The sequence below is a fragment of the Kitasatospora sp. NPDC096140 genome (assembly GCF_040303045.1).
Lineage (GTDB): Bacteria > Actinomycetota > Actinomycetes > Streptomycetales > Streptomycetaceae > Kitasatospora.
The window spans coordinates 280187-303260 of record NZ_JBEOUW010000001.1; the positions used below are offsets into that span (position 1 = coordinate 280187).

At 74.9% G+C, this 23074-nt stretch carries 22 protein-coding genes; 10 read left to right on the forward strand and 12 right to left on the reverse strand.

Annotated features, from left to right (window positions below; genetic code table 11):
• Window positions 1–15: 15 nt before the first annotated feature.
• Both ABT048_RS01195 and ABT048_RS01200 read left to right on the forward strand, forming a co-directional pair.
• Entirely contained in the window at window positions 16–453 is a 438-nt protein-coding gene (locus ABT048_RS01195) for a MarR family winged helix-turn-helix transcriptional regulator (protein ID WP_350519174.1), read from the forward strand.
• A gap of 86 nt (window positions 454–539) precedes the next feature.
• A complete protein-coding gene (locus ABT048_RS01200) occupies window positions 540–971 on the forward strand; it encodes a hypothetical protein (protein ID WP_350519175.1) in 432 nt (143 codons plus the stop codon).
• On the opposite strand, the gene ABT048_RS01205 is transcribed toward ABT048_RS01200, so the two are convergent.
• Complete coding sequence (locus ABT048_RS01205) at window positions 959–2515, reverse strand: glycerol-3-phosphate dehydrogenase/oxidase (protein ID WP_350519176.1); 1557 nt, start codon at window positions 2513–2515, stop codon at window positions 959–961. The genes ABT048_RS01200 and ABT048_RS01205 overlap by 13 nt on opposite strands.
• The gene (locus tag ABT048_RS01210) at window positions 2512–3186 is read right to left on the reverse strand and encodes a TetR/AcrR family transcriptional regulator (protein ID WP_350519177.1); all 675 of its coding nucleotides are present in this window, start codon (window positions 3184–3186) and stop codon (window positions 2512–2514) included. Before ABT048_RS01210 ends, ABT048_RS01205 begins: the two co-directional genes overlap by 4 nt.
• Before the next feature lie 74 nt (window positions 3187–3260).
• Here ABT048_RS01210 and ABT048_RS01215 point away from each other — a divergent pair, with 74 nt between their 5' ends.
• On the forward strand, window positions 3261–4829 hold the full coding sequence (locus tag ABT048_RS01215) for an FAD-binding oxidoreductase (RefSeq protein ID WP_350519178.1): 1569 nt from the start codon (window positions 3261–3263) through the stop codon (window positions 4827–4829).
• A 14-nt stretch (window positions 4830–4843) separates the two neighbouring features.
• Window positions 4844–5770 carry a diacylglycerol kinase gene (locus tag ABT048_RS01220; RefSeq protein WP_350519179.1) on the forward strand — a complete coding sequence of 309 codons (927 nt, stop codon included), beginning with the start codon at window positions 4844–4846 and terminating at the stop codon, window positions 5768–5770.
• Window positions 5771–5836: 66 nt separating this feature from the next.
• Here ABT048_RS01220 and ABT048_RS01225 read toward each other — a convergent pair whose 3' ends face one another.
• The 3 genes from ABT048_RS01225 to ABT048_RS01235 all read right to left on the reverse strand — a co-directional run bounded on the left by ABT048_RS01225 (window position 5837) and on the right by ABT048_RS01235 (window position 8254).
• Window positions 5837–6757: a DUF6891 domain-containing protein gene (locus tag ABT048_RS01225; protein WP_350519180.1), complete on the reverse strand. Its 921-nt coding sequence runs from the start codon at window positions 6755–6757 to the stop codon at window positions 5837–5839.
• Window positions 6758–7058: 301 nt separating this feature from the next.
• On the reverse strand, window positions 7059–7667 hold the full coding sequence (locus ABT048_RS01230) for a hypothetical protein (RefSeq protein ID WP_350519181.1): 609 nt from the start codon (window positions 7665–7667) through the stop codon (window positions 7059–7061).
• A gap of 44 nt (window positions 7668–7711) precedes the next feature.
• A complete protein-coding gene (locus ABT048_RS01235; RefSeq protein WP_350519284.1) occupies window positions 7712–8254 on the reverse strand; it encodes a GNAT family N-acetyltransferase in 543 nt (180 codons plus the stop codon).
• Window positions 8255–8554: 300 nt separating this feature from the next.
• On the opposite strand from ABT048_RS01235, the gene ABT048_RS01240 reads away from it, so the two are divergent.
• Window positions 8555–9004, forward strand: coding sequence for a hypothetical protein (locus tag ABT048_RS01240; protein ID WP_350519182.1), 450 nt, complete (start codon window positions 8555–8557; stop codon window positions 9002–9004).
• On the opposite strand, the gene ABT048_RS01245 is transcribed toward ABT048_RS01240, so the two are convergent.
• Complete coding sequence (locus ABT048_RS01245) at window positions 8983–9738, reverse strand: helix-turn-helix domain-containing protein (protein ID WP_350519183.1); 756 nt, start codon at window positions 9736–9738, stop codon at window positions 8983–8985. The genes ABT048_RS01240 and ABT048_RS01245 overlap by 22 nt on opposite strands.
• 49 nt (window positions 9739–9787) lie before the next feature.
• Between ABT048_RS01245 and ABT048_RS01250 the strand changes: the two genes are divergently transcribed.
• Window positions 9788–10765 carry an LLM class flavin-dependent oxidoreductase gene (locus ABT048_RS01250; RefSeq protein WP_350519184.1) on the forward strand — a complete coding sequence of 326 codons (978 nt, stop codon included), beginning with the start codon at window positions 9788–9790 and terminating at the stop codon, window positions 10763–10765.
• Here ABT048_RS01250 and ABT048_RS01255 read toward each other — a convergent pair.
• The 6 genes from ABT048_RS01255 to ABT048_RS01280 form a co-directional block, all read right to left on the reverse strand.
• The gene (locus ABT048_RS01255; protein WP_350519185.1) at window positions 10743–12101 is read right to left on the reverse strand and encodes a DUF2252 domain-containing protein; all 1359 of its coding nucleotides are present in this window, start codon (window positions 12099–12101) and stop codon (window positions 10743–10745) included. The genes ABT048_RS01250 and ABT048_RS01255 overlap by 23 nt on opposite strands.
• A 157-nt stretch (window positions 12102–12258) precedes the next feature.
• On the reverse strand, window positions 12259–13842 hold the full coding sequence (locus ABT048_RS01260; protein ID WP_350519186.1) for a multicopper oxidase family protein: 1584 nt from the start codon (window positions 13840–13842) through the stop codon (window positions 12259–12261).
• Window positions 13839–14312 carry a hypothetical protein gene (locus ABT048_RS01265; protein WP_350519187.1) on the reverse strand — a complete coding sequence of 158 codons (474 nt, stop codon included), beginning with the start codon at window positions 14310–14312 and terminating at the stop codon, window positions 13839–13841. The genes ABT048_RS01260 and ABT048_RS01265 overlap by 4 nt, the downstream gene beginning before the upstream one ends.
• Window positions 14313–14673: 361 nt before the next feature.
• On the reverse strand, window positions 14674–15462 hold the full coding sequence (locus ABT048_RS01270) for an aminotransferase class IV (RefSeq protein ID WP_350519188.1): 789 nt from the start codon (window positions 15460–15462) through the stop codon (window positions 14674–14676).
• Window positions 15455–16519, reverse strand: coding sequence for a GNAT family N-acetyltransferase (locus ABT048_RS01275; RefSeq protein WP_350519189.1), 1065 nt, complete (start codon window positions 16517–16519; stop codon window positions 15455–15457). Before ABT048_RS01275 ends, ABT048_RS01270 begins: the two co-directional genes overlap by 8 nt.
• Before the next feature lie 184 nt (window positions 16520–16703).
• A complete protein-coding gene (locus tag ABT048_RS01280; RefSeq protein WP_350519190.1) occupies window positions 16704–17630 on the reverse strand; it encodes a DMT family transporter in 927 nt (308 codons plus the stop codon).
• Window positions 17631–17771: 141 nt separating this feature from the next.
• Here ABT048_RS01280 and ABT048_RS01285 point away from each other — a divergent pair, with 141 nt between their 5' ends.
• The 4 genes from ABT048_RS01285 to ABT048_RS01300 all read left to right on the forward strand — a co-directional run bounded on the left by ABT048_RS01285 (window position 17772) and on the right by ABT048_RS01300 (window position 23069).
• On the forward strand, window positions 17772–18674 hold the full coding sequence (locus ABT048_RS01285) for a LysR family transcriptional regulator (protein ID WP_350519191.1): 903 nt from the start codon (window positions 17772–17774) through the stop codon (window positions 18672–18674).
• 130 nt (window positions 18675–18804) lie between these two features.
• A complete protein-coding gene (locus ABT048_RS01290) occupies window positions 18805–20337 on the forward strand; it encodes an MFS transporter (RefSeq protein WP_350519192.1) in 1533 nt (510 codons plus the stop codon).
• Window positions 20327–21301, forward strand: coding sequence for an Lrp/AsnC family transcriptional regulator (locus ABT048_RS01295; RefSeq protein WP_350519193.1), 975 nt, complete (start codon window positions 20327–20329; stop codon window positions 21299–21301). Before ABT048_RS01290 ends, ABT048_RS01295 begins: the two co-directional genes overlap by 11 nt.
• A 379-nt stretch (window positions 21302–21680) precedes the next feature.
• Complete coding sequence (locus ABT048_RS01300) at window positions 21681–23069, forward strand: carbohydrate-binding protein (RefSeq protein ID WP_350519194.1); 1389 nt, start codon at window positions 21681–21683, stop codon at window positions 23067–23069.
• Window positions 23070–23074 lie beyond the last annotated feature (5 nt).

Sequence of the window (23074 nt, forward strand, 5' to 3'; positions counted from 1 at the left end):
GTATTGTCCGAATGCGTGACACCCGAGAACGCAGCCACCCCCGACCGGTCCGCCCTGCTGGCCCTCCAGCGTGCGACGCACGCCACGCTGCAGCTGCTCGCCGCCGAGCTGGTCGACCTCGACCTGACCGCCTCCGAGATCAACGCGCTGGCCAACCTCGCCGACGGACGCGGCCGGACGGTCTCCGAGCTCGGCGCCGCCGTCGGCACCCGGCCGACCACGCTGACCGGCATCCTGGACCGGCTGGAGCGCCGCGGCCACATCACCCGCGGCGTCCGCGCCGGGGACCGCCGCTCGGTGCTGATCGAACTCACCGCCACCGGCCGGCTCACCGCCGACACCATCCGGCGAACCATGACCGACCTCGAACGCCGAGCACTCGGTGACCTCTCCCCCGCCCAGCTGGACGGCTTCCACGCCGTGCTGCAGGCCCTGACGAAGGCTCCCGCATGACGCCCCCCATCCCCGCCCCCGGAACGAACGACGCGAACAGCATGACCGGCACGACCGGCGGGACCGACACGACCGGAACGAACGGCATGAACAGCACAACCGGCACCACCGGCACCACCGAACCCGACCCGTTCGGCGCGTTGCTGCGCGAGGCGATGACCGGCGCCGAGCGCTTCGGCCACCGCCAGCACGTCCGGCTCACCTGGCTCGCCGTACGCCGGCACGGCGCCACCGCCGCCCTCGACCTGATCGCCGACGGCATCCGGCGCACCGCCACCGACGCAGGGGCCCCGCAGAAGTTCCACGTCACCATGACCCGGGCCTGGGTCGAGCTGGTGGCCCACCACGCGGATGACGCAACGGACTTCGAGGAGTTCGCAGCCCGCCACCCGGAGCTGCTCGACAAGGAGCTGCTCGCCCGCCACTACCGGCCCGGGACGCTCGCGGGCACGCAGGCCCGGACCACCTGGGTGGAACCGGACCTGGCGCCCATCCCGCAGGCCGATCAGCGCTCCTGACACTCCGTCAGGATCTCCTCGACCGCCTTCCGCGCCCGCTCGGCGTCCTGGGCGACCAGCCCGATCCGGGTGCGGCGGTCGAGCACGTCGGCGACGTCCAGCGCGCCCTCGTGGGTGACCGCGTACGCGATCTCGGCGCGCGTCACGTCCAGGCCCTCGGCCACCGGCGCCGACTCGCCCGCGGCCAGCACCTCGTGGGCGGCACCGCCGTGGCGGGCCAGCAGCGAGGCGGGCGCCCCCCGCGCGGGCAGCGGCCGGCTGTCCCGGTGCCCGGGGGCGCCGACCAGCGGCAACCGGGTGGTCCAGCAGGTGCGGGCGGGCAGGCCGCGCAGCCGGACGGCGGCGTCCACCGCGTCCTCGGCCATCCGGCGGTAGGTGGTGAGCTTGCCGCCGACCACGGTGACCATCCCGGACGGGGACTCCAGCACCGCGTGCTCGCGCGAGATGTCGGCGGTGCTGCCGCCCCCGGTGTCGATCAGCGGACGCAGCCCGGCGTACGCGCCGCGCACGTCCGCCCTGGTCAGAGCGGTGGCGAGGGCGGCGTTGACGGTGTCGAGGAGGAAGGTCAGCTCGGCCTCGGTGGGCTGCGGCTCGTCCGGGACCGGGCCCGGGGCGTCCTCGTCGGTCAGGCCGATCGCGACCCTGCCGAGCTGCTGCGGCAGCGCGAAGACGAAGCGGCTGGTCGAGCCGGGCACCGGCACGGTCAGCGCCGCGGTCGGGTTCCCCAGCGCCGCCGCGTCCACCAGGACATGGGTGCCGCGGCTGGGACGCAGCGTGATCGAGGTGTCCACCTCGCCCGCCCACACGCCGGTGGCGTTGACGACCGCGCCCGCCCGGACGTCCAGCGCCTGCCCGGTCAGCGTGTCGACCAGCCGGGCGGAGGAGCCGGTCACCGCCTCGGCCCGCGCCCTGGTCAGCACGGTCGCACCGTACTGCGCGGCGGTGCGCGCCAGGGCGACCACCAGCCTGGCGTCGTCGACGAGTTGGCCGTCGTGTGCGACGAGCGCGCCGCGCAGGCCGGCGGTGCGGACGCCCGGCACCAGCTGCCGGGTGCGGGCGGCGTCGATCCGGCGCACCCGGGGCAGCAGCGTGCCCGGGGTGCCGGCGCTGACCCGCAGCGCGTCGCCGGCGTGGAAGCCGGCGCGGATCAGCGCGCCCTGCCCGGGGCGCAGCAGGTCCGGGAGCAGCGGCACCAGTTGGGGCAGTGCGCGGATCAGGTGCGGGGCGGTGCTGGTCATCAGCACGCCGCGCTCGACCGCGCTCTCCCGGGCCACCTTGATCCGGCCGGAGGCGAGGTAGCGCAGTCCGCCGTGCACCAGCTTGGAGCTCCAGCGGCTGGTGCCGAAGGCCAGGTCGCGGGACTCGACCAGCACGGTGCGCAGGCCGCGCGAGGCGGCGTCCAGGGCCACCCCCGCGCCGGTGACACCGCCGCCGATCACCAGCAGGTCGATGTGCGGGTCGTCGCCGAGCGCCTCGAACTCCAGCTGGCGGCGTACGGCGTTGAGTCGGCTCGTCCCCGCGAAGGGGCCGGCGGGCGTCGTCATGGTGCGAGGTATCCGTTCAACGCTCTGGCCAGTTCGCGCCGCCAGGCCGCCTCGGGGAGCAGGGCGGCGACCATGCGGTGCGACTGGACGGTGGACTGGGCGATCAGCAGGACCATGGCGGCCAGTTCGAGCGGCTCCCCGGCCCGGATCGAGCCGTGCGCCTGGCCCTGCTCGATGCCGTTGCGCAGTGCTTCCAGCAGTCCTCGCTGGCTGGCACCGAGCCGCTCGACGACGTATTCGAGCAGGAGGTCGGAGTCGTCGGAGCGGAGCAGCGCGCCGAGCACCCGGTGGTCGCGCAGCCGGACGGAGACCTCGACGACCCGGTCCACGAAGGTCTCCCGGTCCGCCACGTCCAGCGTGGTGTCCTGCAGGGTGGCCAGGATCTCCCGGGTGAGCAGCGCGCCGATCACCGCCCGGACGTCCGGCCAGCGCCGGTAGACCGTCGGCCGGCTGACCCCGGCGCGGCGCGCGATCTCGGCCAGTTGCGTGCGGCGCATGCCGAGGTGGACCAGCAGGTCGGCGGCGGCGTCCAGGATCGCGTCGTCGGTGCTGCGGGGCTGCCCGGCTTCCGCACTGCGCGACGGCACGGCCTCCGTGCTGCCGGGCTGCGTGGTTTCCGCGCTGCGGGGCTGCTCGCCTGGGGTCGCCGACTCGGCGTTACTACTTGACATGATGTGTGAAACTGTAACGCATGGCACCTGAGACGCAAGCGGAACCGGCGGGCGCCGCGCTTCCGCTCCCCCCGATGAAGTGGAACGCCTGGGGCGACCCGGCCCTGGCCAAGGAACTGTCGGCCGACATCAAGGGGCTGCTCGCCGCCGCCCTCGGCGTCACCGGCGACGCCGACCCCGGGCCGGGCGCCGACGAGGTCGTGCTCCGCCCGTCCCGGATCTCCGCCGACGACCTCAAGGCGCTCGCCGCCGCCGTCGGCGACGACCACGTCAGCGCCGCCGACGCCGACCGCCTGCCGCGCGCCGGCGGCAAGTCCACCCCCGACCTGCTGCGCCGCCGCAGCCGCGAGCCGCAGGACGCGCCCGACGCCGTCGTGCTGCCCGGCAGCGAGCAGGAGGTCGCCGCCGTCCTCGCGGTGTGCGCCGAACGCCGCATCGCCGTCGTCCCGTTCGGCGGCGGCACCAGCGTCGTCGGCGGCCTCGACCCCGAGCGCGGTGGCCTCCAGGCCGTCGTCTCCCTCGACCTGCGCCGCTTCGACCGGCTGCTCGACCTGGACGAGACCTCCGGTGAGGCCGTCCTCGGCGCCGGCCTCACCGGCCCCGCCGCCGAGGCTCTGCTCGCCGAGCGCGGCTGGGAACTCGGCCACTACCCGCAGAGCTTCCGCTACGCCACCATCGGCGGCTTCGCGGCCACCCGCTCCTCCGGGCAGGACTCCGCCGGGTACGGGCGCTTCGACGACATGGTGCGCGGCCTGCGGGTGGTCACCCCCGCCGGGCAGCTCGACCTCGGCCGCGCCCCCGCCTCCGCCGCCGGCCCCGACCTGCGCCAGCTCTTCCTCGGCTCCGAGGGCACCCTCGGCGTGATCACCGCCGTGCGGCTGCGCGTCCACCCGCTGCCCGCCGTCAAGGCGTACGAGGCGTGGAGCTTCCCCGACTTCGCCACCGGGACGGCGGCGCTGCGCGCCGTCGAGCAGCAGGGCACCGGCCCGACCGTGATCCGCCTCTCCGACGAGGCCGAGACGATGGTCAACCTCGCCACGACCGAGCAGATCGGCGGCGCCCCGGCGGTCACCGGCTGCCTGGCGATCACCGTCTTCGAGGGCGACGCCGAGCAGGTCGCCGCCCGGCACCACGCCACCCGCGAGACGCTGCTCGCCGCCGGCGCCACCTCGCTCGGCGAGACCGCGGCCCGGGCCTGGGAGCACGGCCGGTTCAACGCGCCCTACCTGCGCGACTCGCTGCTCAGCGCCGGCGCGCTGTGCGAGACGCTGGAGACGGCCGCCGAGTGGAGCCGGCTGCCCGGCCTGCGGGCCGCCGTCACCGAGGCGCTGACCGGCGCGCTGCCCGGTGCGCTCGTGCTCTGCCACATCTCGCACGTCTACCCGACCGGCGCCTCGCTCTACTTCACCGTCGTCGCCGCCCTCGGTGAGGACCCGCTCACCCGCTGGAGCGCCGCCAAGCGCGCCGCCGGGGACGCCATCGTCGGCGCGGGCGGCACCATCACCCACCACCACGCCGTGGGTGTCGACCACCGGCCCTGGATGACCGACGAGGTCGGCGACCTGGGCGTCCGCATCCTGCGCGCCGTCAAGGCCGAGCTCGACCCGGCGGGCATCCTCAACCCCGGCAAGCTGATCCCATGAGCGGGCCTCATGGGATGAGCGGACCTCATGGGGAGACCGGTCCGAGAACCGTCCGCCGGGTTGCCGTCCTCAGCAACCCGGCGGCGGGCGCCGGCCACGCCGGCCCCGCCGCGGAGCGGGCCGTCGCCCGCCTGCGCTCCCTCGGCATCGACGTCGAACCGCACACCGGGAGCTCCGCCGAGGACGCCCTCCGCCTCGCCCGCGAGGCGGCGGCCGGCGGCGCGGACGCGGTCGCCGTGGTCGGCGGCGACGGCATGATCAACCTCGCCCTGCAGGCCCTCGCCGGCACCGCCGTCCCGCTCGGCGTCGTCCCGGCCGGCACCGGCAACGACCACGCCCGCGCGTACGGCCTGCCGCTCGGCGCCCCCGAGGCCGCCGCCGACGTCATCGCCGCCGGCCGGGTCCGGACCGTCGACCTCGGCCGGATCACCGGGCCGGACGGCTCCGTCCGCCGGTTCGGCTCCATCCTCGCCACCGGCTTCGACTCGCTGGTCAGCGACCGCACCAACCGGCTGCGCTGGCCGCGCGGCCGGATGCGCTACAACCTCGCCATCCTCATCGAGTTCGCCAACCTGCGCCCCCTCCCGTTCCGGATCACCCTCGCCGACGGCACCGTCATCGAACGCGACCTCACCCTCGCCGCCGTCGGCAACACCCGCAGCTACGGCGGCGGCATGCTCATGTGCCCGGACGCCCTCCCGGACGACGGCCTGTTCGACGTCACCCTCGTCGACGCCATGCCCCGCCTGCGCATCGCCCGCTTCTTCCCGACCCTCTTCAAGGGCACCCACACCACCCGCCCGGAAGTCACCACCCTGCGCACCCGGTCCCTGCGCATCGACTCCCCGGGCATCACCGCCTACGCCGACGGCGAGTTCATCGCGCAGCTGCCGGTCGAGGTCACGCTGGAGAAGAACGCCCTGCACCTACTGGTGCCGTGACGCACCGGTGCTGCGGCCCGACCGACACTGCCGGCCGGGCCGCGGCACCGGCCGCGTCCGGGCCGCTCAGCCGCCCAGGCGACGGCGCCAGAGCAGGGGGCGGACCTCGATCGCATGCGACGGGTCGCCGTTCCAGACCGTGGGCAGGCCGGCCGCGGTGAGGGCGGTGACCACCTCGTGGCCGACGGCGGTGGTGGTCGACGGGGAGCCGTCGAAACCGCCGTAGAGCAGGGACAGGCCGTGGCCGGAGGCGGCGGACTCGGTGCACTGGGAGTGGAAGTAGACGAAACCCCGGGCGTCCGGGTCACCGGCCGCACCGATCTCGGCCTCGCCGCAGGACCGGCAGCAGGTGAAGTTCTCCCGCGCGGTGATGCCGCTCTCCTCCAACGCGGCGAAGGCGCGGGTGAGGCGCTCCGGGTCGCCCTCGCCGATCCAGCCGGTCTGCTCGCCGACCCGCTCCAGCCAGAGCCGGTCGGCGAGTTGCTCCGCCTGGGCGCGCGAGAGCGGACGGCGCTCGCCCGACACCAGGTACTCCTCCGCCTCCTCGGCCAGCCCGGCCCGGTCGGTGTAGCCGCAGGCGAGGGTCAGCCGCAGCCGGTCCTCCAACTCCTGCCGCTCGCCCGCGCCCAGCTCCAGCGGCGGCACGGGCTCCGGCGCCGGGCCCATGTCCAGCGGCTTCCAGTCCAGCGCGTCGCCCCAGCCCGACTCGCCGCGCGCCCAGGCCGTCATCGCCTCGGCCACCGGCTCGGGCCCGGCCAGCCGCACCTCGAAGTGCCGCCCGGCGGAGCCGTCGCGGTGCTCCAGCGTGTAGTCCTCGCCGTCGGCGTGCCACACCTGGATGTACACGTCCGGCAGGTCGGGTATCCGCTCCACGACGAGGAAGCGGTCGTCCTCCGCGCCGATGCGCCGGACCAGCCCCGACAACTCGTCCGCACCCGGCCGGGAGCGTCGCTTCCCGTCGTTCGTCTGCACCGTGATCGCCAGCATGGGGTCACCCTGCCACACCCCACTGACAACCACGCCACCCGATCCCGCAGCTCAGCCCCGGTACGGGCGCAGCCGGCCGGCCAGGTACGGCGGGCGGGCGCAGCCGGGGCCCCGGTCCACGGGCGGCACCGGTTCGCCCACGGTCGCCTCGACCAGCCACAGCCCGGACCGGCCGCCACCTCGAAGGGCCGCTGCCCGTCCGGGCTCCCCCTCATCGGCCGGCTCACGGGAGGAGCACCGGTACAGGAGCACCTCCCGAGCCGACTGCGCCCCCGGCGGGCGGGCGTCGAACCGTCCGCCGCTAGGAGCCCCGAACGGTGCCGACGCTGCCGGTGAGCGTGGGCTCGCCGGTGTCGGGGGCGACGGTGAAGACCCGTGAGCCGGTGTCCGTGGTGACGGTGATCCGGTCGGGCGCGGTCCAGGCGGCCGACTCGAACGCCCCCTCACCCGGGAACTGCTCGCGCATGGCGAGGAGGTGCCAGCTTCGGGCCGACCAACCGGTGCCGGTCTCCAAGCGGATCTGCCAGCTCAGGGACTCCGTCTCCGCTCCCCGAAGGCCGTGGTGGATCACGACCAGCACGCGGTCCGCCCGCCCCGGCGAACCCAGCCGGGTCTGCTCGGCGGGCTCCTGACCCATCGTCCGGAGACCGAGGCCGCCCAGCGCGCAGAGCAGCCCGAGGCTCCCGACCACCGCCGTCGCCCGTCCGACGAAGTCCCACCGCCGACGCACGCAGACCGCCGCCACGAGCAGCGCCGCGGCCGCGCCCAGCAGCAGGACCGGCCGGTTCAGGGCCTCGGCCACGGCCATCCGCCCGCCGCTGCGGGACTCCCAGCGCCCCACCGCACACGCGACCAGCGGCAGCAGGGCACTGCCGGCCAGGACGCCGCCGACCCTCGCTCGATACCTCATCGATCCCCCGCTTCCGGCGGCCCCCACCGCCCGTTCCCGTCACCCTAGGCGGAGCGGTCCTCCCGGCGCAGTCGGAAGACGACGTTGCGGCGCAGCGGCCCGTCCGAAGCGGCGGGGTCGTCGAAGTCCTCGGCCGGGTCGTGGGTCATGCCGAGGCGGCGCATCACCGACTGGGAGCGGTGGTTGGCGGCCGTGGTGATGGCCAGGACCTCGGGGAGGCCGAGGGTGTCGAAGGCGTGGCCGAGGACGGCGCGGGCCGCCTCCGTGGCGTAGCCGTGTCCCCAGGCGGAGCGGGCCAGCCGCCAGCCGATCTCGACGCCGTCGACCGGGTCCGTCTCCTCGATGTCGTCCAGGCCCGCGAAGCCGACGAACTCGCCGCTCTCCCGCACCTCGACGGCCAGCCAGCCGTACCCCCGCCGCTCGATCGCGGCCTCGAAGCGTGCCACCGAGGCGTCGCTCTGCTCACGGGTGAGCGGGCCGCCCAGGTGCTCGCGGACCTCCGGGTCGGCGTTCATCGCGGCCCACGGGGCGAGGTCCGACTCCCGCCAGCGACGGATCAGCAGGCGTTCGGTGCGCAGACCGTCCAGCGGATGGGCCGGCGGATGGGCCGGCGGATGGGCCGGCGGCGTGGTCTGTGGCTCGTCCGGCGGTTGGGCCGGCGGTTGGTTCAGCGGTTGGTTCAGCGGTTGGTTCATGCGGCCAACCCAACGGCAACCCCGGCCGCTCGGGCAAGCGGATAAGGCCCCGTGGCGGGCCCGCTGTTTCCCGGCACGGCCTCCCCGGCGCCCGCTCCCCGGCCGGCCATTCCCGGGCGGGAATTGTCCGGTGGCGGGGCCGCTCCGAGGATGGGTCCACCGACACCGAGCGACCCCACCGAGGAGTCCGTCATGACCACCGGCACGCCCACCACCGGCACGCCCACCACCAGCGCCCAGCAACTCGCCGACCGCTACGCCGCGTTGTGGACCGAGTCCGACGCGGCCGCCCGGCGCGGGGCGATCGAGCGGCTGTGGGCCGAGGACGGCACGCACCTGCTGCACCCGCCGGTCGAGGCCCGGGAGGCGGCCGCGCGGGTCGGTTTCGCCGAGCCCGTGCTCGAAGCGCGCGGCTACGAGGAGTTGGAGTTCCGCGTCGCCCGCGCCCACGAGGAGTTCGTGGCGCCCGGCGAGTTCACCTTCCGTGCCCGGCCGGACGCCGTGCGGCTGCGGGACGTCGTCCGCTTCACCTGGGAGATGGTGCCCGTGGGCGGCGGCGAACCGGTCGGCGGCGGAACGGAGTTCGTCGTCCTGGACACCGACGGCCGGATCAACGCCGACTACCAGTTCCCGGGGTTCTGAGCCGCGGCCGCCCGCAACGCCTCGGCGGTCGCCGCGTCGGCCGGCAGGAAGGCCTCCAGTTTCAGTTCGGCGAGGGTGACGTCCACGGCGGTGGCGAAGGTGGTGACCGTCGTCATCAGGTGCAGCTCGCCGAGGGAGGTGCGCAGCTCCAGCGGGACGGCGAAGCCCAGGTGCTGTTCCCCCACCTCCACGTCGGACACGTACGAGCTCAACTCCTCGTGCAGGTCGGAGAGGTGCCGGGTGCGCTCGACGATGTGGCGGGCCCAGGCGGCGAAGTTGAGGATGCGCGGGGCGAGGCCGTTCGGGTGCAGGGCGAGCCGGTAGGCGTTGGTGCCGGGGCCGACGAGCCGCGGGTCGGCGCCCTCGGTGATCACGTCCAGGGCGGCGTTGGCGGCGACCACGTCGCCCCGGTGGTTCACCACCACCGCCGGGTACGGGAGGTGGCCGGCCAGGATGTGGCCGATCGCCTCCCGCACCGGGGCCAGGGCCGGCCCGTCCAGTGGCGTCTCGGGGTAGGCAGGCGCGTAACCGGCCGCCAGCAGCAGCTCGTTGCGTTCCCGCAGGGGCAGGTCCAGTGACTCGGCGAGCCGCACGACCATGCCCCGGCCCGGCGCGGAGCGCCCGGACTCGATGAAGCTGAGGTGCCGCTGGGTCGTGCCCGCCCGAGTGGCGAGGTCGAGTTGGCTCAGGCGGCGGCTGGTACGGCGCTCACGCAGCGCTCGGGAGAAGTCCACGCCACCAGCCAACCCCGGGCAGGCGCGGTCCGCCATTCCCCCGGGGGAATTGAGTACGTTCGCCCGCGCCGCCACCATCGACGTCATGGACAACATCGGCGTCTTCCTCCCCACCGGCCAGGACCAGTGGGCCGCGCACGACCCCCGCGACCTGATCGGATTCGCCCGCCGCAGCGAGGAGTTGGGCTTCTCCTCGCTGTTCGTCAACGACTCCCTGCTGAGCCCGCGGATCGAGCCGCTCACCATGCTGGCGGCGATCGCCCCGGTGACGGAGCGGATCCGGCTCGGCACCGGTGCCCTGCTGCCGGTGCTGCGCCGCCCGGTGCTGGCCGCGCAGACCCTGGCCTCGGTGGACCAGCTCTCCGGCGGCCGGCTGACGGTCACGGTCGGGGCCGGTTTCCCGGGGCGTTTCGGCCGTCCGCTGCACGAGCTCTCCCAGGTGCCGTGGGAGCGCCGTTTCGCCCGGCTGGACGAGACGGTCGCCCTCTGGCGGGCGCTCTGGTCCGGGGCGAAGGAGTTCCACGGCGAGTTCCACTCCTTCGCCGAACTCCCGCCCGCGACGCGGCCGTTCCACGAGCAGGGCCCGCCGGTCTGGCTCGGCGGCGGGACCCCGGCGGCGCTGGCCCGCATCGGGCGCCACTACGACGGCTGGCTGCCCTACCCGCCGGACCCGGCCGACTACGCCACCGGGCTCGACACCGTCCGGTCGGCGGCCCGCGGGGCCGGACGCTCACCGGAGGCCGTCACCCCCGCCCTGTTCGTCAACGTCCGGATCGACCGCAGCGCGGAGGATGCCCGCCGGGTCATGGACGCCTACACGCGCGCCAACTACGGCCTGCCGCTGGCCGGGACGGAGCAGATCCAGGCCTTCGCCGTCGGCACCCCGGACGAGGTCGCCGCCAAGCTCGCCCGGTACACCTCCGCCGGCGCCCGGCACCTGGTCGCCCGCCTCGGGGCACTCGAACTGTCGGACCAGCGGGAGCAGTTGGAGCGGCTGGCCGCGCTCACACTCCCGTCGTCGCCTTGATCCGCCCGTCCTCGATCGCGGTGGTCAGCTCCCGGTGATCCTCCTGCGTCCGGTCCGCGTACCGCACCGCGAACTCGGCCACCGCGTCCGCGAAGGTGTCCGCGCGGCCGAGGTAGCCGGCGATGGCGAGGCGGTCGCCGGTGCGGGCGTGGGCGCGGGCGAGAGTGCGGCCGCAGAGGTCGGCGTAGGCGCGCAGGCCGGAGGGCCGCATCTCGGCCACCTCCACCGAGCCCTTCATGTCGCGCAGTTGGCGGCCGTAGAAGTGCCGCCCGGCGGGGCCGGTGGTCCAGCCGAGGAAGATGTCGCTGGACGCCTGCATCAGGTGCTGGCCGGTGACCACCCGGCGGCCGCCGTGGTGGGCGGCGACCTCGGCGTCCACCCGGGCGGGCGGCAGGTGGTCCTCCAGGACCGACCGGCCGGCCTCCTTGATCTGCAGGAACAGCGGGTCGCGGCCGTCCCGGCCCTCCAGCAGGACGATGAAGCAGCGGGTGCCGACGCTGCCGACGCCGACCACCTTGGTGGCCGCGTCCACGAAGCGGTAGCGGTCCAGCAGCACCCGGCGGTCCTCGGCGAGGGTGGCCCGGTAGTCGCTGTACACCTTCCCGACGCCCTGCAGTTCGTTCTCCTTCAGCGGCTCGATCAGGGGCGGCGCACTGATGATCCGCCGCTGCCCGTCCCGTTCCTCGGTGAGCTTTCCGAAGGCCTGCAGGCTGGTGCGGCGCCGGGCGTGGGCGAGCCCGGCCTCGAAGCGCTTGCGCTGTCCGTGCTTGCGGAGCAGCGGCAGCAGGTCGGCGGTGTCCACCCGGGCGTACCAGACGTCGAGTTCGCCCATGCCTGCCAGCCGGTGCATCGCGGCCGCGTAGCCCGTGACGGCGATGCGGGCGCCGAGGCGCACGCGCTCCTCGTCCAGTCCGATGGAGCGGGCGGCGACGGCGATGCTGGCCGCGAGGCGTTTGACGTCCCACTCGAACGGGCCCGGGTAGGTCTCGTCGAAGTCGTTCACGTCGAAGAGCAGGGCGCGCTCCGGCGAGGCGTACACGCCGAAGTTCAGCAGGTGGGCGTCGCCGCACAGCTGGACGGTGAGGCCGGTGTCGGGCACGGCGGCGAGGTCGGCGGCCATCACGGCGGCGGCGCCGCGCAGGAAGGCGAACGCGCTGTCGGCCATCCGCCCGTAGCGGATCGGCAGCAGCCGGGTGACCCGGTCGGCGGCCTGCCGTTCCAGCACGCCGAGCGGGTCGGGCCGGTCGGCGGCGGCGATCCACCGGCCGTGCTCGGAGCGGGAGACGCGTTCGCGGGCGGCCCGGCCGCGGCGGCGGCGTTCGTCGGGGGTGGTCATGCGGCGGCTCCGTCCGTCGGCGGGTCCTCCCCGCGGTGCCGGAAGGACGCGGGTGCCCTCTTCGCGACGCTAGGACACGACTGCCGGAGGGCGCAGCGCACGCCCTCCGGCAGTCGGCCGTCCGGGTGAGACCGCTGGTTCGCCCGGGGGGGGCGGCTCACTGCACCGTGAAGTCCGCCATCATCGCCATGTCCTCGTGCTCCAGGTTGTGGCAGTGCAGCATGTACGCCCCCGCGTAGTCGGTGAAGCGCACCAGCACCTCCACCGCCTCGGCCGGACGCAGGTCCACGGTGTCCTTCCAGCCCGCGTCGTACGGGCCGGGGTCCGCGCCGTTGCGGCCGATCACCTGGAAGTGGTCGAGGTGGACGTGCACCGGGTGGTGCAGGTCGGTCGAGAAGCGCCAGCGCTCGACGGCCCCGAGGGCGGGCGTGGCGATGTTCTGGCCGGGCTGGTAGGGCTCGCCGTTGATGGTCCATCCGTCGCCGCGGCTGCGGCGGAAGGTGAAGTCGCGGGTGGTGACGGCGGCGGAGGGGTCCAGGGCCTCGACGTCGGCGAGCCTGTCGGGCACCGTCGCGTCGTCGTTCACCTGCTTGGCGGACACGTCGAACCGCATCACCTCGGCCGTCCGGCCGCTGCCGAACCGGTTGACCAGGCGCACCCGGGTGCCGGGCGCGTAGCGGGAGAAGTCGACCACGACGTCGAAGCGTTCGGCGGGGGCGATCTCGATGCCGTCGTGGGCCACCGGGGCGGCGAGCAGGCCGCCGTCGGAGCCGATCTGGACCAGGGCGTCGCCACCGGAGGGCTGCGGGTCGAGTTCGAGCCGGTAGGGGCGGGCGTTGGAGGCGTTGAGCAGGCGCAGCCGGTAGCGGACGCGGTCGACGTCCAGCCGCGGCCAGGGCGCGCCGTTCACCAGGATGACGTCGCCGAGCACGCCGTTGGCGTAGGCGGCGGTGACGCCCGGCTCGCCGAGCGAGGGGTCGACGGAGGGGTACCGGAAGGACCCGTCGGCGGCGAAGGACCGGTCGGCGATCATCAGCGGCAGGTCGCGCTCGCCGCGGGGCAGCGGCAGGGCGCCCTCCTCGTCGTCCTGGACGAGGTGGAAGCCGGCCAGGCCGCGCCAGACGCCGGGGCCGGTGAAGCCCATCCGGTGGTCGTGGTACCAGAGGGTGGCGGCGCGCTGCTTGCCCGGATAGGTGTAGGTGCGCTCGCCGACGACGCTGCGGCCCGCCGCGTGGCGCATCCCCGGCATGCCCTGCATCCCGGGCATCCCGCCGCCCTGGGCGGTGTCGGCGGGCGACCCGACGGGCAGCAGCAGGTCCACCGGGTAGCCGTCGCTGTCCGCCGGGGTGTGGCCGCCGTGCAGGTGGGTGACGGACGGGGCCGGCAGCTCGTTGCGATGCTTGACCGCCGCGGCCCGTCCGGAGCGGGTGACCAGGGTCGGCCCGGGGAAGCTGCCCCCGTACGTCCAGGCCTCGGTCCGCACGCCGGGGACGATCTCCAGCTTGGCGACCTGCTGGGTGATCTCGAAGTAGTCGGTGGTCCCGTCGGTGCGCACCGGCTTCAGCACGGGCGGCACCGGCAGCGGGACCCGGAACGCCTCGGGCAGGTCGAGTTCGCTGGCCAGCAGCCGCCCGGGGCGGCCCGCGGTGAAGAGCAGGGCGGCCGAGGGGACGGCGACGGCGGCCAGGGCGCCGGCGCCGAGGACGGAGGCGCCGATGCCGAGGAACCGGCGACGGTTCACTTGGACACCTCCACCGGCCCGCCGGGGCGCGGCAGTCGTCCGCTGCCGTCCAGGCCCGGCGCGGGCAGTCCGACCCGGGCGGGCAGCGGCAGCCGCCAGGCGCCGACGAGGCCGAACAGGATGCCGCTGACCAGCAGCACGCCGAGCGTGACGTGCACCCCGAGGGCCCGGGCGTAGCCGGCGGTGATCTGGCCGATGACCGCGACGGTGAGCAGGAGCGTGGTCCACAGCGGCCAGAGCGGGCCCCGGCCGGGCCACCGCACCGCGACGGCGACCGCCAGCTGGAGCACCACCACGGTGGCCAGCGTCATCGCGTTGCCCTCGTGGTCCTTCAGGGAGTCGTACGTGCCGTTGAGGAAGCTGCCGGCCAGCATGACCTGGAGCAGGGCCAGCAGGGCCAGCGTGGTGGCGGTGGTACGCAACAGGATCAGCGGCCAGCGGGACGCGGGCGTGGCAGGGGGACTGCTCATGTCGGGCTACTCTCTGCTTCGGCGGTCGGGCGGGGCGGGCGAGAGCGTAGCTGATCCGACATCACGATCAGCTCCAATAAAGCCATTTGGGCCACCCTGTTACCCCATTGCGCCTGCTCGGCGTGTGTTTGTCACCCGGACGAGCGATGCCCTTGAGCGGTCCTCAAGGGCACCCGTCATGAGCTCCGTTCCAGTACGTCTCATGGGGCTGCCGCCGGGGCGGATCATGAGGCGGCTTCATGCGGGGGATCATGCAGCGGCCTCATGGGGGGGTGGGCCATGAGACCGCCTCATGGGGGGTGGGCCATGAGCCGGCTTCATGGGGTAGGCCATGAGGCCGTCTCATGGGCCGCGGCGTCCCCTAGACCGCTTCGGGGGCGATCCCGAGGTAGGCCGCGCGCAGCTCGGCGAGCACCGGGTGGAAGGGGTCGAGGACGGTGCCGTCGACGGCGGCCAGCGGCCGGACGCCGACGCCCGCGTTCACCGCGAACGCGGCGCCGAAGCGGCCCAGCTCGGCCGCGGACAGCGGCTCGCGGGACTGCGGGCCCCGGTACGCCCCGGACAGCAGGGCCTCGGTGGTGCCGGGCAGGCTCGGGCCCTGCGGCCAGACCAGCTTGTCCTCGTCCAGGAAGCCGACGTTCCAGGTCGCTCCCTCGGCCACCCGGCCCTCCGGGTCGACCAGCAGCGCGTCGTCGTAGCCCGCGAGTTGGGCCTGACGTCGCTGGTGGACCAGGCCGAACAGGCCGACGTGCTTCACCTCCGGCAGCTCCCGCCGGTGCACCACGGTGCGCACCCGCAGCGGGGCGGGCTCGACCGCGGCGGCCGGGCGGGTGGTGACCAGCAGGGCGGGCGCGGCCGGGGCGGCGGGGCGTTCCAGGCCGAGCGCCGGGTCGTACACGGTGACCCGGACGATCACCGGTGCGCCGTCGGCGGGCAGCAGCGCGCGGACCCGCTGCCGTACCGCCGCCCGGTCCAGCTCCACGGCGAACAGCGTCCGGCAGTCCCGGACCAGGCGGTCCAGGTGCAGCGTCAGGCCGCGGACCCGGCCCGACTCGGCCCGCATCGTGGTGAAGTGCCCGTAGTTGAGCAGCCCCAGCGCGGCCAGCCGCGCCGGGTCCGCGGGGGCGCCGTCGATCTCGATCTCAGCCATCCCCCGAGTCTGCCAGCTGCGGTGACGGCACCGCGGCCTGCTCGGCGGCCTGTTGCGGGGCCCCGGCCGCACCCGGCGGCGGGGCCTGCGCCGGTTCCCGAACCGCGCCTGAGGCCGCGCCCCGAGCCGGGTCCTGGTTCCGCGCCTGCGGAGCGGGCACCGGCGCGGACACCGGGCGGTACGGGGAGGACACCGGACGACGCGCGGCCCGCTCGAACTCCTCGATCCGGTATGCCAGCCCCTCCGGCTCCCCCACGTCGCACCACCGCCACGCCTCCGCCCACCACTGCGGGCCGCGCACCATCGGGAAGCCCGCCAGCGCCAGGTGCAGGGCCAGCGTCGAGCGCGCGTAGTCGTGCACCCAGCCGTCGGCGCCCCGGTAGTCGGCCGTCTCGTCCAGCCGCAGCCAGCGGCCCTCGCGGCCGGCGGTCAGTATCGGCACCCAGTCGCGCAGCCGGTCGGCGACCAGCAGGAGCAGCCGCCCGTCCTGCTCGCGCACCCGGTAGGCGGGGAGTTGGGGCATCCGCGCGAGGGAGAGCGACCGCTTCCAGCCGACCACCCACAGCCCCCGGCGCAGGTAGTAGCGGACGGCCGGCTGCCAGCTCCAGTGCGCCTCCAGCCGGAAGCCGGGCAGGCCCTCGGCGGTGGCCGCCGCGTACACCTCGTCCAGCGCGGCGGCGGCCAACCCGCTCCCGCGCGCGGCCGGGCTCACGTAGAGGGAGGAGACGGCGAGTTGGCCCGGGCCCTTGGTCCAGTTGTCCACGGCGACGGTGCCCACGACGGCGCCGCCGTCGCCCCGGATCCAGTACCGGCGGCGGTACAGCTCCCCGCCGGGCCACTCCCGGCCGCTCTCGCCCAGCCGCTCGCGCCACCCGCGCTCCGCGGGCGGCGCCAGCCCGTCCGGGTCCACCAGCTCACCCAGCTCGCCCTCCACCAGGGACGCCAAGTCCCACAGCGCGAACCGCCGTTCGTCCCCCTCGGCGACCGCCCGCAGCCGCGGCCCCGCCGCCAGCCTGTCCTGCGCCCGCTCCACCGCCGCATCCCACGACCTCACCACGCCGCCACCCTAGCGGGGCCCGCGGACATTCCGTAATTCAGTGGACACCGAACGTCAGATCGGGTACGAATGCGCCTGTCCGATCAGCCCGGTTCCCCCCGGCTTGTCCCGGGAGGGGCCGTTCGGGAAGGAGATCCCCGTGCGTGGCATCTTCGTACGCACCGTCATCGGGGCCGCACGCGCCCTAACCGACAGACTGGCGCGCCTTCGGAGCCTGGTCCGCCGAGCCGGTCGCGGCGCCGGGGCGGGGCCGGGTCAGCGCCACGGCCGCGATCACCAGGGCGCCGCCGGCCAGGGCGTTCCAACCGACCGGCTCCGCCAGGAACAGCGCGCCGATCGCGGTGGACCACAGCGGCATCACGTAGGTGACGGCCGAGGCCACCGTGGTGCCCGCGGTCCGGACGACGCCGAGGTTGAGCAGGTACGCGAAGCCGGTGCCGACCATGCCGAACACCAGCAGGGCGACGGCCGGGCCGGCCCCGGGCCAGTGCGGGGCGCCCGCGGCGAGCGGCGCGATGACGGCCAACTCGGCCGCGGCGCAGCCGATCTGGAGCACGGACAGGGTGGTGACGGACTCCGGCCGACCGGACAGGAAGCGCCGCAGGTAGACGAAGCCCGCGCCGTAGCAGCAGGCGGCGGCCAGGCAGGCGAGGCCCCCCACGGCCTCGCCGGAGCCGATGCCGTGCCAGACGCCGAGCACGGTGAGCACGCCGAGGAATCCCAGGCCGAGGCCGGTCAGCCGCCGCGCACCCGGACGGCGCTCCTCGGGCACGGTGAGCACCGCGAAGAGCAGGGTGAACAGCGGAGTGGTCGCGTTCATCACCCCGGCGAGCACCGAGCTGACCCTGGTCTCCCCGAACGGGAACAGGATGAACGGCACGGTGTTGAGCAGCACCGCGACCACCGCCGAGTGCCCCCACAACGCACGGTCGCGCGGGATCCGCTCACCGCGCAGCACCAGGACTGCGCCCAGCGTGGCCGCACCCAGCAGGCACCGCCACAGCGCCACCCAGACCGGGGGCACCCCCGCGTCGACCGCCACCTTGATCAGGGCGAAGCTCGCACCCCAGATCGCCGACAGTGCCACAAAGCCCGGCAACCAGCGTCGCACCGCAACCACCCCCGCATTCCTCCGGTGTTCCCTTCCTCTGGACAGAGGGTGGCCGGGCGACCGACCATGAGTCCAACAAGTGGCAGTCCTACATGGATGAGGAAGTCTCATGGCCCCAGGTCACACGCCCCGGGACGACCGATGACGACCGAGATCAACCTGGCCCAGCTCAGGGCCCTGGTCGCGGTCGCCGACACCGGCGGCTTCGGCGCCGCCGCCGACGAACTGGGCATCAGCCAGTCCGCCGTCTCCCACGCGGTCGGCGCCCTGGAACGGACCCTCGGCGCACCCGTCGTGATGCGCGGCACCCCGTGCCGGCCGACGCCGCTGGGCGAGCAGGTCCTGCCGCACGCCCGAACGGCCGTCGCCGCCGTCGCCGCCGTACGCACGGTCGCCACCCAACTCACCGGCGGCCTGGCCGGCACCGTCCGACTCGCCGCGCCGACCACCGTGTGCCAGGCACTGCTGCCCGGACTGCTGCGGGACTGGAAGGCCGCGTACCCGGAGGTCACCGTCCGGGTCTTCGAGGGCGAGGACACCGAGCTGCCCGCCTGGCTGGAGGCCGGCACGGTGGACGCCGCCGTCCTGGTCGACGCCGGGCCGCTGCTGCCCGGGGCGGTCGCGCTCGGCGCGGACTCGATGCACGCGCTGCTGCGCCGCGACCACCCGCTCGCCGGTCAGGAGACGGTCCACGTCGCCGAGTTGGAGGACGACGACTTCCTGCTCTCCGAGGGCGGCTGCGAGCGCCACATCCGCGAGGCCTACCGGCGGGCCGGCGCCCGCTTCGCGCCCCACCACCGGATCCGTGACCTCAACACGCTGATCGGCATGGTGCACGCGGGCGTCGGGATCTCCGTGATGCCCGCGCTGGCGCTGACCATGCTCCCGGCCGACTGCGTCCTGGTGCCGATCCGGCCCGCCGTCCACCGGACGCTGACGCTCACCGGACCGGCGGGCCGGCCGTGGTCCCCGGTGGTCAGCGGGCTGCTCGCCGGAGTGGGGGCGATGACCAAGGGCCGGGCCCTGGCCGGGGCACCGGCCTGAGTGGAGTTTTTCGGCTCCGAGGACGGGGCCGGTGGAACTTCCCGTCGATCCGGGCGGCAGTAGCTGGTCGGCGCGGGCATGCGGCCGGAGTGTGGACGGCATTCCGGCCCCATCCCCGAGGGAGGACCCGTTGTCCGCACACCCGCTGCCCCCGCCGTCCGCGCTGTCCGCGCCGTCCGTGCCGTCCGTGCCGTCCACCAGCCGTCGCCCGGTGGCCGGGCAGTTCGCAGCCGAGCAGTCCCCGGCCGTGCACCCGCACCGCTGGTGGGCGCTCTGCGCGCTGCTCACCGCCGAGGCGATGAACCTGCTGGACGCGACGATCGTGCAGGTCGCCGCGCCGCGCATGCGTGCCGACCTCGGCGGGCCGGCCGCCGCCGTGCCCTGGCTCACCACCGCGTACACGCTCCCGTTCGCCGTCCTGCTGCTCACCGGCGGACGGCTCGGCGACCGGGCCGGGCGCCGGCGGGTGTTCCGGATCGGCGTCGCGGGCTTCCTGCTCGCCTCGCTGGCCTGCGCGTGCGCGCCCACGCTCGGCGCGCTGCTCGCCTTCCGAGCCGTCCAGGGCGCAGCCGCGGCCGCGATCGTGCCGCAGACCATCGGGCTGATCAAGGCCATGTTCCGCGGCCCGGAGACGGCCCGGGCGCTCGGCACGATCGGACCGGTCATGGGGCTCGCGGCGGTCGCCGGCCCGGTGCTCGGCGGTGTGCTCACCCACGCCGACCTCCTCGGCTCCTCCTGGCGTGCGGTCTTCCTGGTCAACCTCCCGCTCGCGCTCGCCGTCCTCGCCCTCGCCCCGCTGCTCACCGAGGACCGCGCCCCTCGCCGTCCCGGCCTCGACCCGGCCGGCAGCGCGCTGGCGGCACTCGCCACCGGGCTGGTCGTGCTGCCGCTGCTGGCCACCGGCACCACACCGCTGCCCTGGACGGCCGTCGGGGCGCTCGCCGCCGTGGCCTTCGCCGTCCACCAGCGGCGAGGGGCGCGGCGCGGCGCCGACACCCTGGTCGAGCCGAGCCTGTTCGCCTCCGCCCGGTTCCCGGCCGCGCTGGCCGCCCTCTCGCTCGCCTTCGCCGCCACCACCGGGCTCAGCCTCGTCGTCGTCCTCCAGCTCCAACTCGGCAGCGGCGCCGATCCCTTGGCCGCCGGCCTGACCCTGCTGCCGATGTCGGCCGGGCTGGCGGCCGGCTCCCTGTGGGCGGGCGCCTCACTGGTCCGGCGGTACGGCGCACGGGTGATGCCCGCCGGCCTGGCCGTCATGGCGCTCGGGGTGCTGGCCGCCATCGGCACCTACCGCACCGGCGAACGGCCGGAGGCACTGCCGTACGCGCTCGCCGTGGTCGGGCTCGGGCAGGGACTGTTCACGCCCGCCTTCTTCACCACCGCACTGAAGCCGCTGCGACCACAGGAGACCGGCTCGGCGGCCGGACTGCTCAACGCCGTGCAGCAGCTCGGGTCCACGCTCGGCGTCGCCGTGCTCGGGCGGATCTACCTCGCGGCCCCGGACGCGACCCGGGCGCAGCGCGCCTGCTGGGTGACGGTGGGCGTGCTGGCGGCCGTCGGCCTCGCGGGGAGGCTGATGAGCGGCTCCCGTGGCACCCGCACCGCCACCCGCGCGGCAGAATCGGACGGTGTGTCCGACCACCGGGAACCCACGCATGCTCGATGACCTCGACCGCGCGCTCGTCCACGCCCTGCGCGTCGACGGGCGCGCCCCGTTCAACCGGATCGCCGCCGTCCTCGACGTCTCCCCGCAGACCGTCGCCCGCCGCTACCGGCGGATGCGGGCCGAGGCCGGACTGCGGGTGGTCGGGCTCGCCGACCCGCACCGGGCCGGACGGGCCCAGTGGCTGCTGCGCCTCACCGCCGGCCCGCACACCGCCCAGAACCTGGCCGGGGCACTGGTCCGCCGCCCCGACACGGCCTGGGTGAAGCTCACCTCCGGCGGCACCGAGATCACCGCCATCGTGGACACCGGCCCCGGCTCCGACGGACACGGCCTGCTGCTGCGCGACATCCCCCGCACCGCCGCCGTCACCGACGTCTCCGCCCACTGTCTGCTGCACACCTACCGGGGCGGCCCGTCCGCGTGGCCGGTCAGCACCGAGGCGCTCGACGAGGAGCAACAGGCCCGTCTCCGCCCGACCGCGGTTCCGCTGCCGTCCGGTGGCCTGGACGAGGCCGACCACGCCCTGCTCGGCGCACTCCACCGGGACGGCCGCACACCCCTCGGCGACCTCGCGGCGGCCACCGGCCGCACACCGACCACCGTCGCCCGCCGGCTCGCCGAACTGCGGGCGGACGGCACGGTCTTCCTCGACGTGGAAGTCGATCCCCGGCTGCTGGGCGCGAACATGCAGGCGCTGCTCTGGCTGAGCATCGCCCCCGCCCACCTCGACCGGGTCGGCCGCGCCCTCGCCGCCCACCGCGAGCTCGCCTTCGTCGCGGCCACCACCGGCCCCAGCAACCTCGTCGCCCTCGCCCTGTGCACCGACCCGGCCGACCTCCACCGGTACGTGACAGAGCAGTTGGGCGCCGTCAAGGAGATCACCGCACTGGAGTCGTCCCCCGTCCTGCGCACCCTCAAGGCCGCGGGGCCGATCCCGGCACCACCGGGCCCCGGGCGGTCCTGACCCAGCCGCCCGGAAGGTCCAGGACACCCAGGAGATCCAGGAGGCCGCGGGGCCGGCGGAGACGGCGGAGGCCCCGGGCGAGGGCGGCCCGGCCAGCCCGGCCACACCCCGGCCCGACACCACCGCGTCCTGGTGGCCGAAGTCCAGACCGGGTTCGCAGGCCGTCGACGCACCGACGTCCGGAATGACCTGCTCCTCCTCGGCGGCACCCGGACTCCCCCGCCTCCGGGTCTTGACCCACCCTCCGCGACAGGTCTATACCAGTGGGAGCCCGCGGCAACCACCCAACGCCCCAGGGCCGTTCGGCCTGCCGCCGCGCCACCCCCACCTCCGGCGCGAACGGGCACTTCCCCCACCGCCGTTTCCTGGAAGGCTTCCGATGGAACGCGCTCTTCCCCCACGCCCCACCGACCCACACCACCCCACCAGCCCGCACCACCCCACCAGCCCGCACTACCCCACCGACCCACACCACCCGCCCCGCCCCGAACACCCGGTCGACCCGGCCGCTCCCGGACACCGGCGCCGCTCCGGCCGGGCCGCACTCGCCGCGGCCGCCGTGCTCGGCCTGGTCGCCGGGGGCCTCGCCGCCCTGGCCGGCACCGGCTCCGCCTCCGCGGACACCACCGCCACCACCGCCACCACCGCGGCCGGACTGGGCAGCAACTGGTACGCCTCGGCCCCGTACCTGATGCCCGAGGACAACAGCCCGCCGGACGCCGCCGCCGTCATGGACGCCACCGGCCAGAAGGCCTTCCAGCTGGCGTTCATCCTGGCCCAGGGCAACAGTTGCTCCCCCGCCTGGGGCGGCACCTCCTCGATCGACACCGACACCACCATGCCGAACGTCATCCAGACCGTCCGGGGCAAGGGCGGGGACGTGTCGGTGTCCGTCGGCGGGTACGGCGGTACAAAGCTGGGCCAGGTCTGCGGCACGCCGGAGGCGACCGCCGCCGGGTACCAGAAGGTGATCACCAAGTACCAGCTCAAGGCGATCGACTTCGACCTGGAGGAGCCGGAGTACGAGAACACCGCGGCCATCCACAACGAGATCGGCGCGGCGAGGATCCTCCAGCAGAACAACCCGGGCCTGTACGTCTCGATCACCACCGCCGGCACCAACGCGGGCACCGGCTGGTTCGGCACCCAGATGCTCAACGAGGCCAAGTCCCAGGGCTTCACGCCGAACAACTACTCCATCATGCCGTTCGACGGCGGCTTCAACGGCGCGGCGGCGCAGACCGACGCGCTGGTGAAGTTCAACCAGATCCTGCAGACCACCTTCGGCTGGAGCGAGGCCACCGCGTACGCCCACGAGGGCGTGTCGATGATGAACGGCCGCACCGACGCCGCCGAGTACTTCCGCCAGGCCGACTTCCAGACCGTGCTGGACTTCGCCACCGCGCACGGCCTGGCTCGGTACACCTACTGGTCGGTCAACCGGGACCGGCAGTGCCAGGGCCCGGTGGACCCCGGGCTGTCCGGCTCCTGCTCCAGCGTGGCGCAGAACGACTGGGACTTCACCAAGTACACGGTGAAGTTCGCCGGCGCGACCCCGCCCACCACACCGCCCACCACACCGCCGACCACACCGCCGACCGGCCCGGGCACCTGCACCGCCCCGGCCTGGAGCGCGAGCACCACCTACGCCGGCGGCGCCAAGGTCTCCTACAACGGGCACAACTACCACGCCAAGTGGTGGACGCTGAACGAGGTGCCGACCGCCAGCGGCCAGTGGGGCGTCTGGGCCGACGACGGCCCCTGCTGACCCAA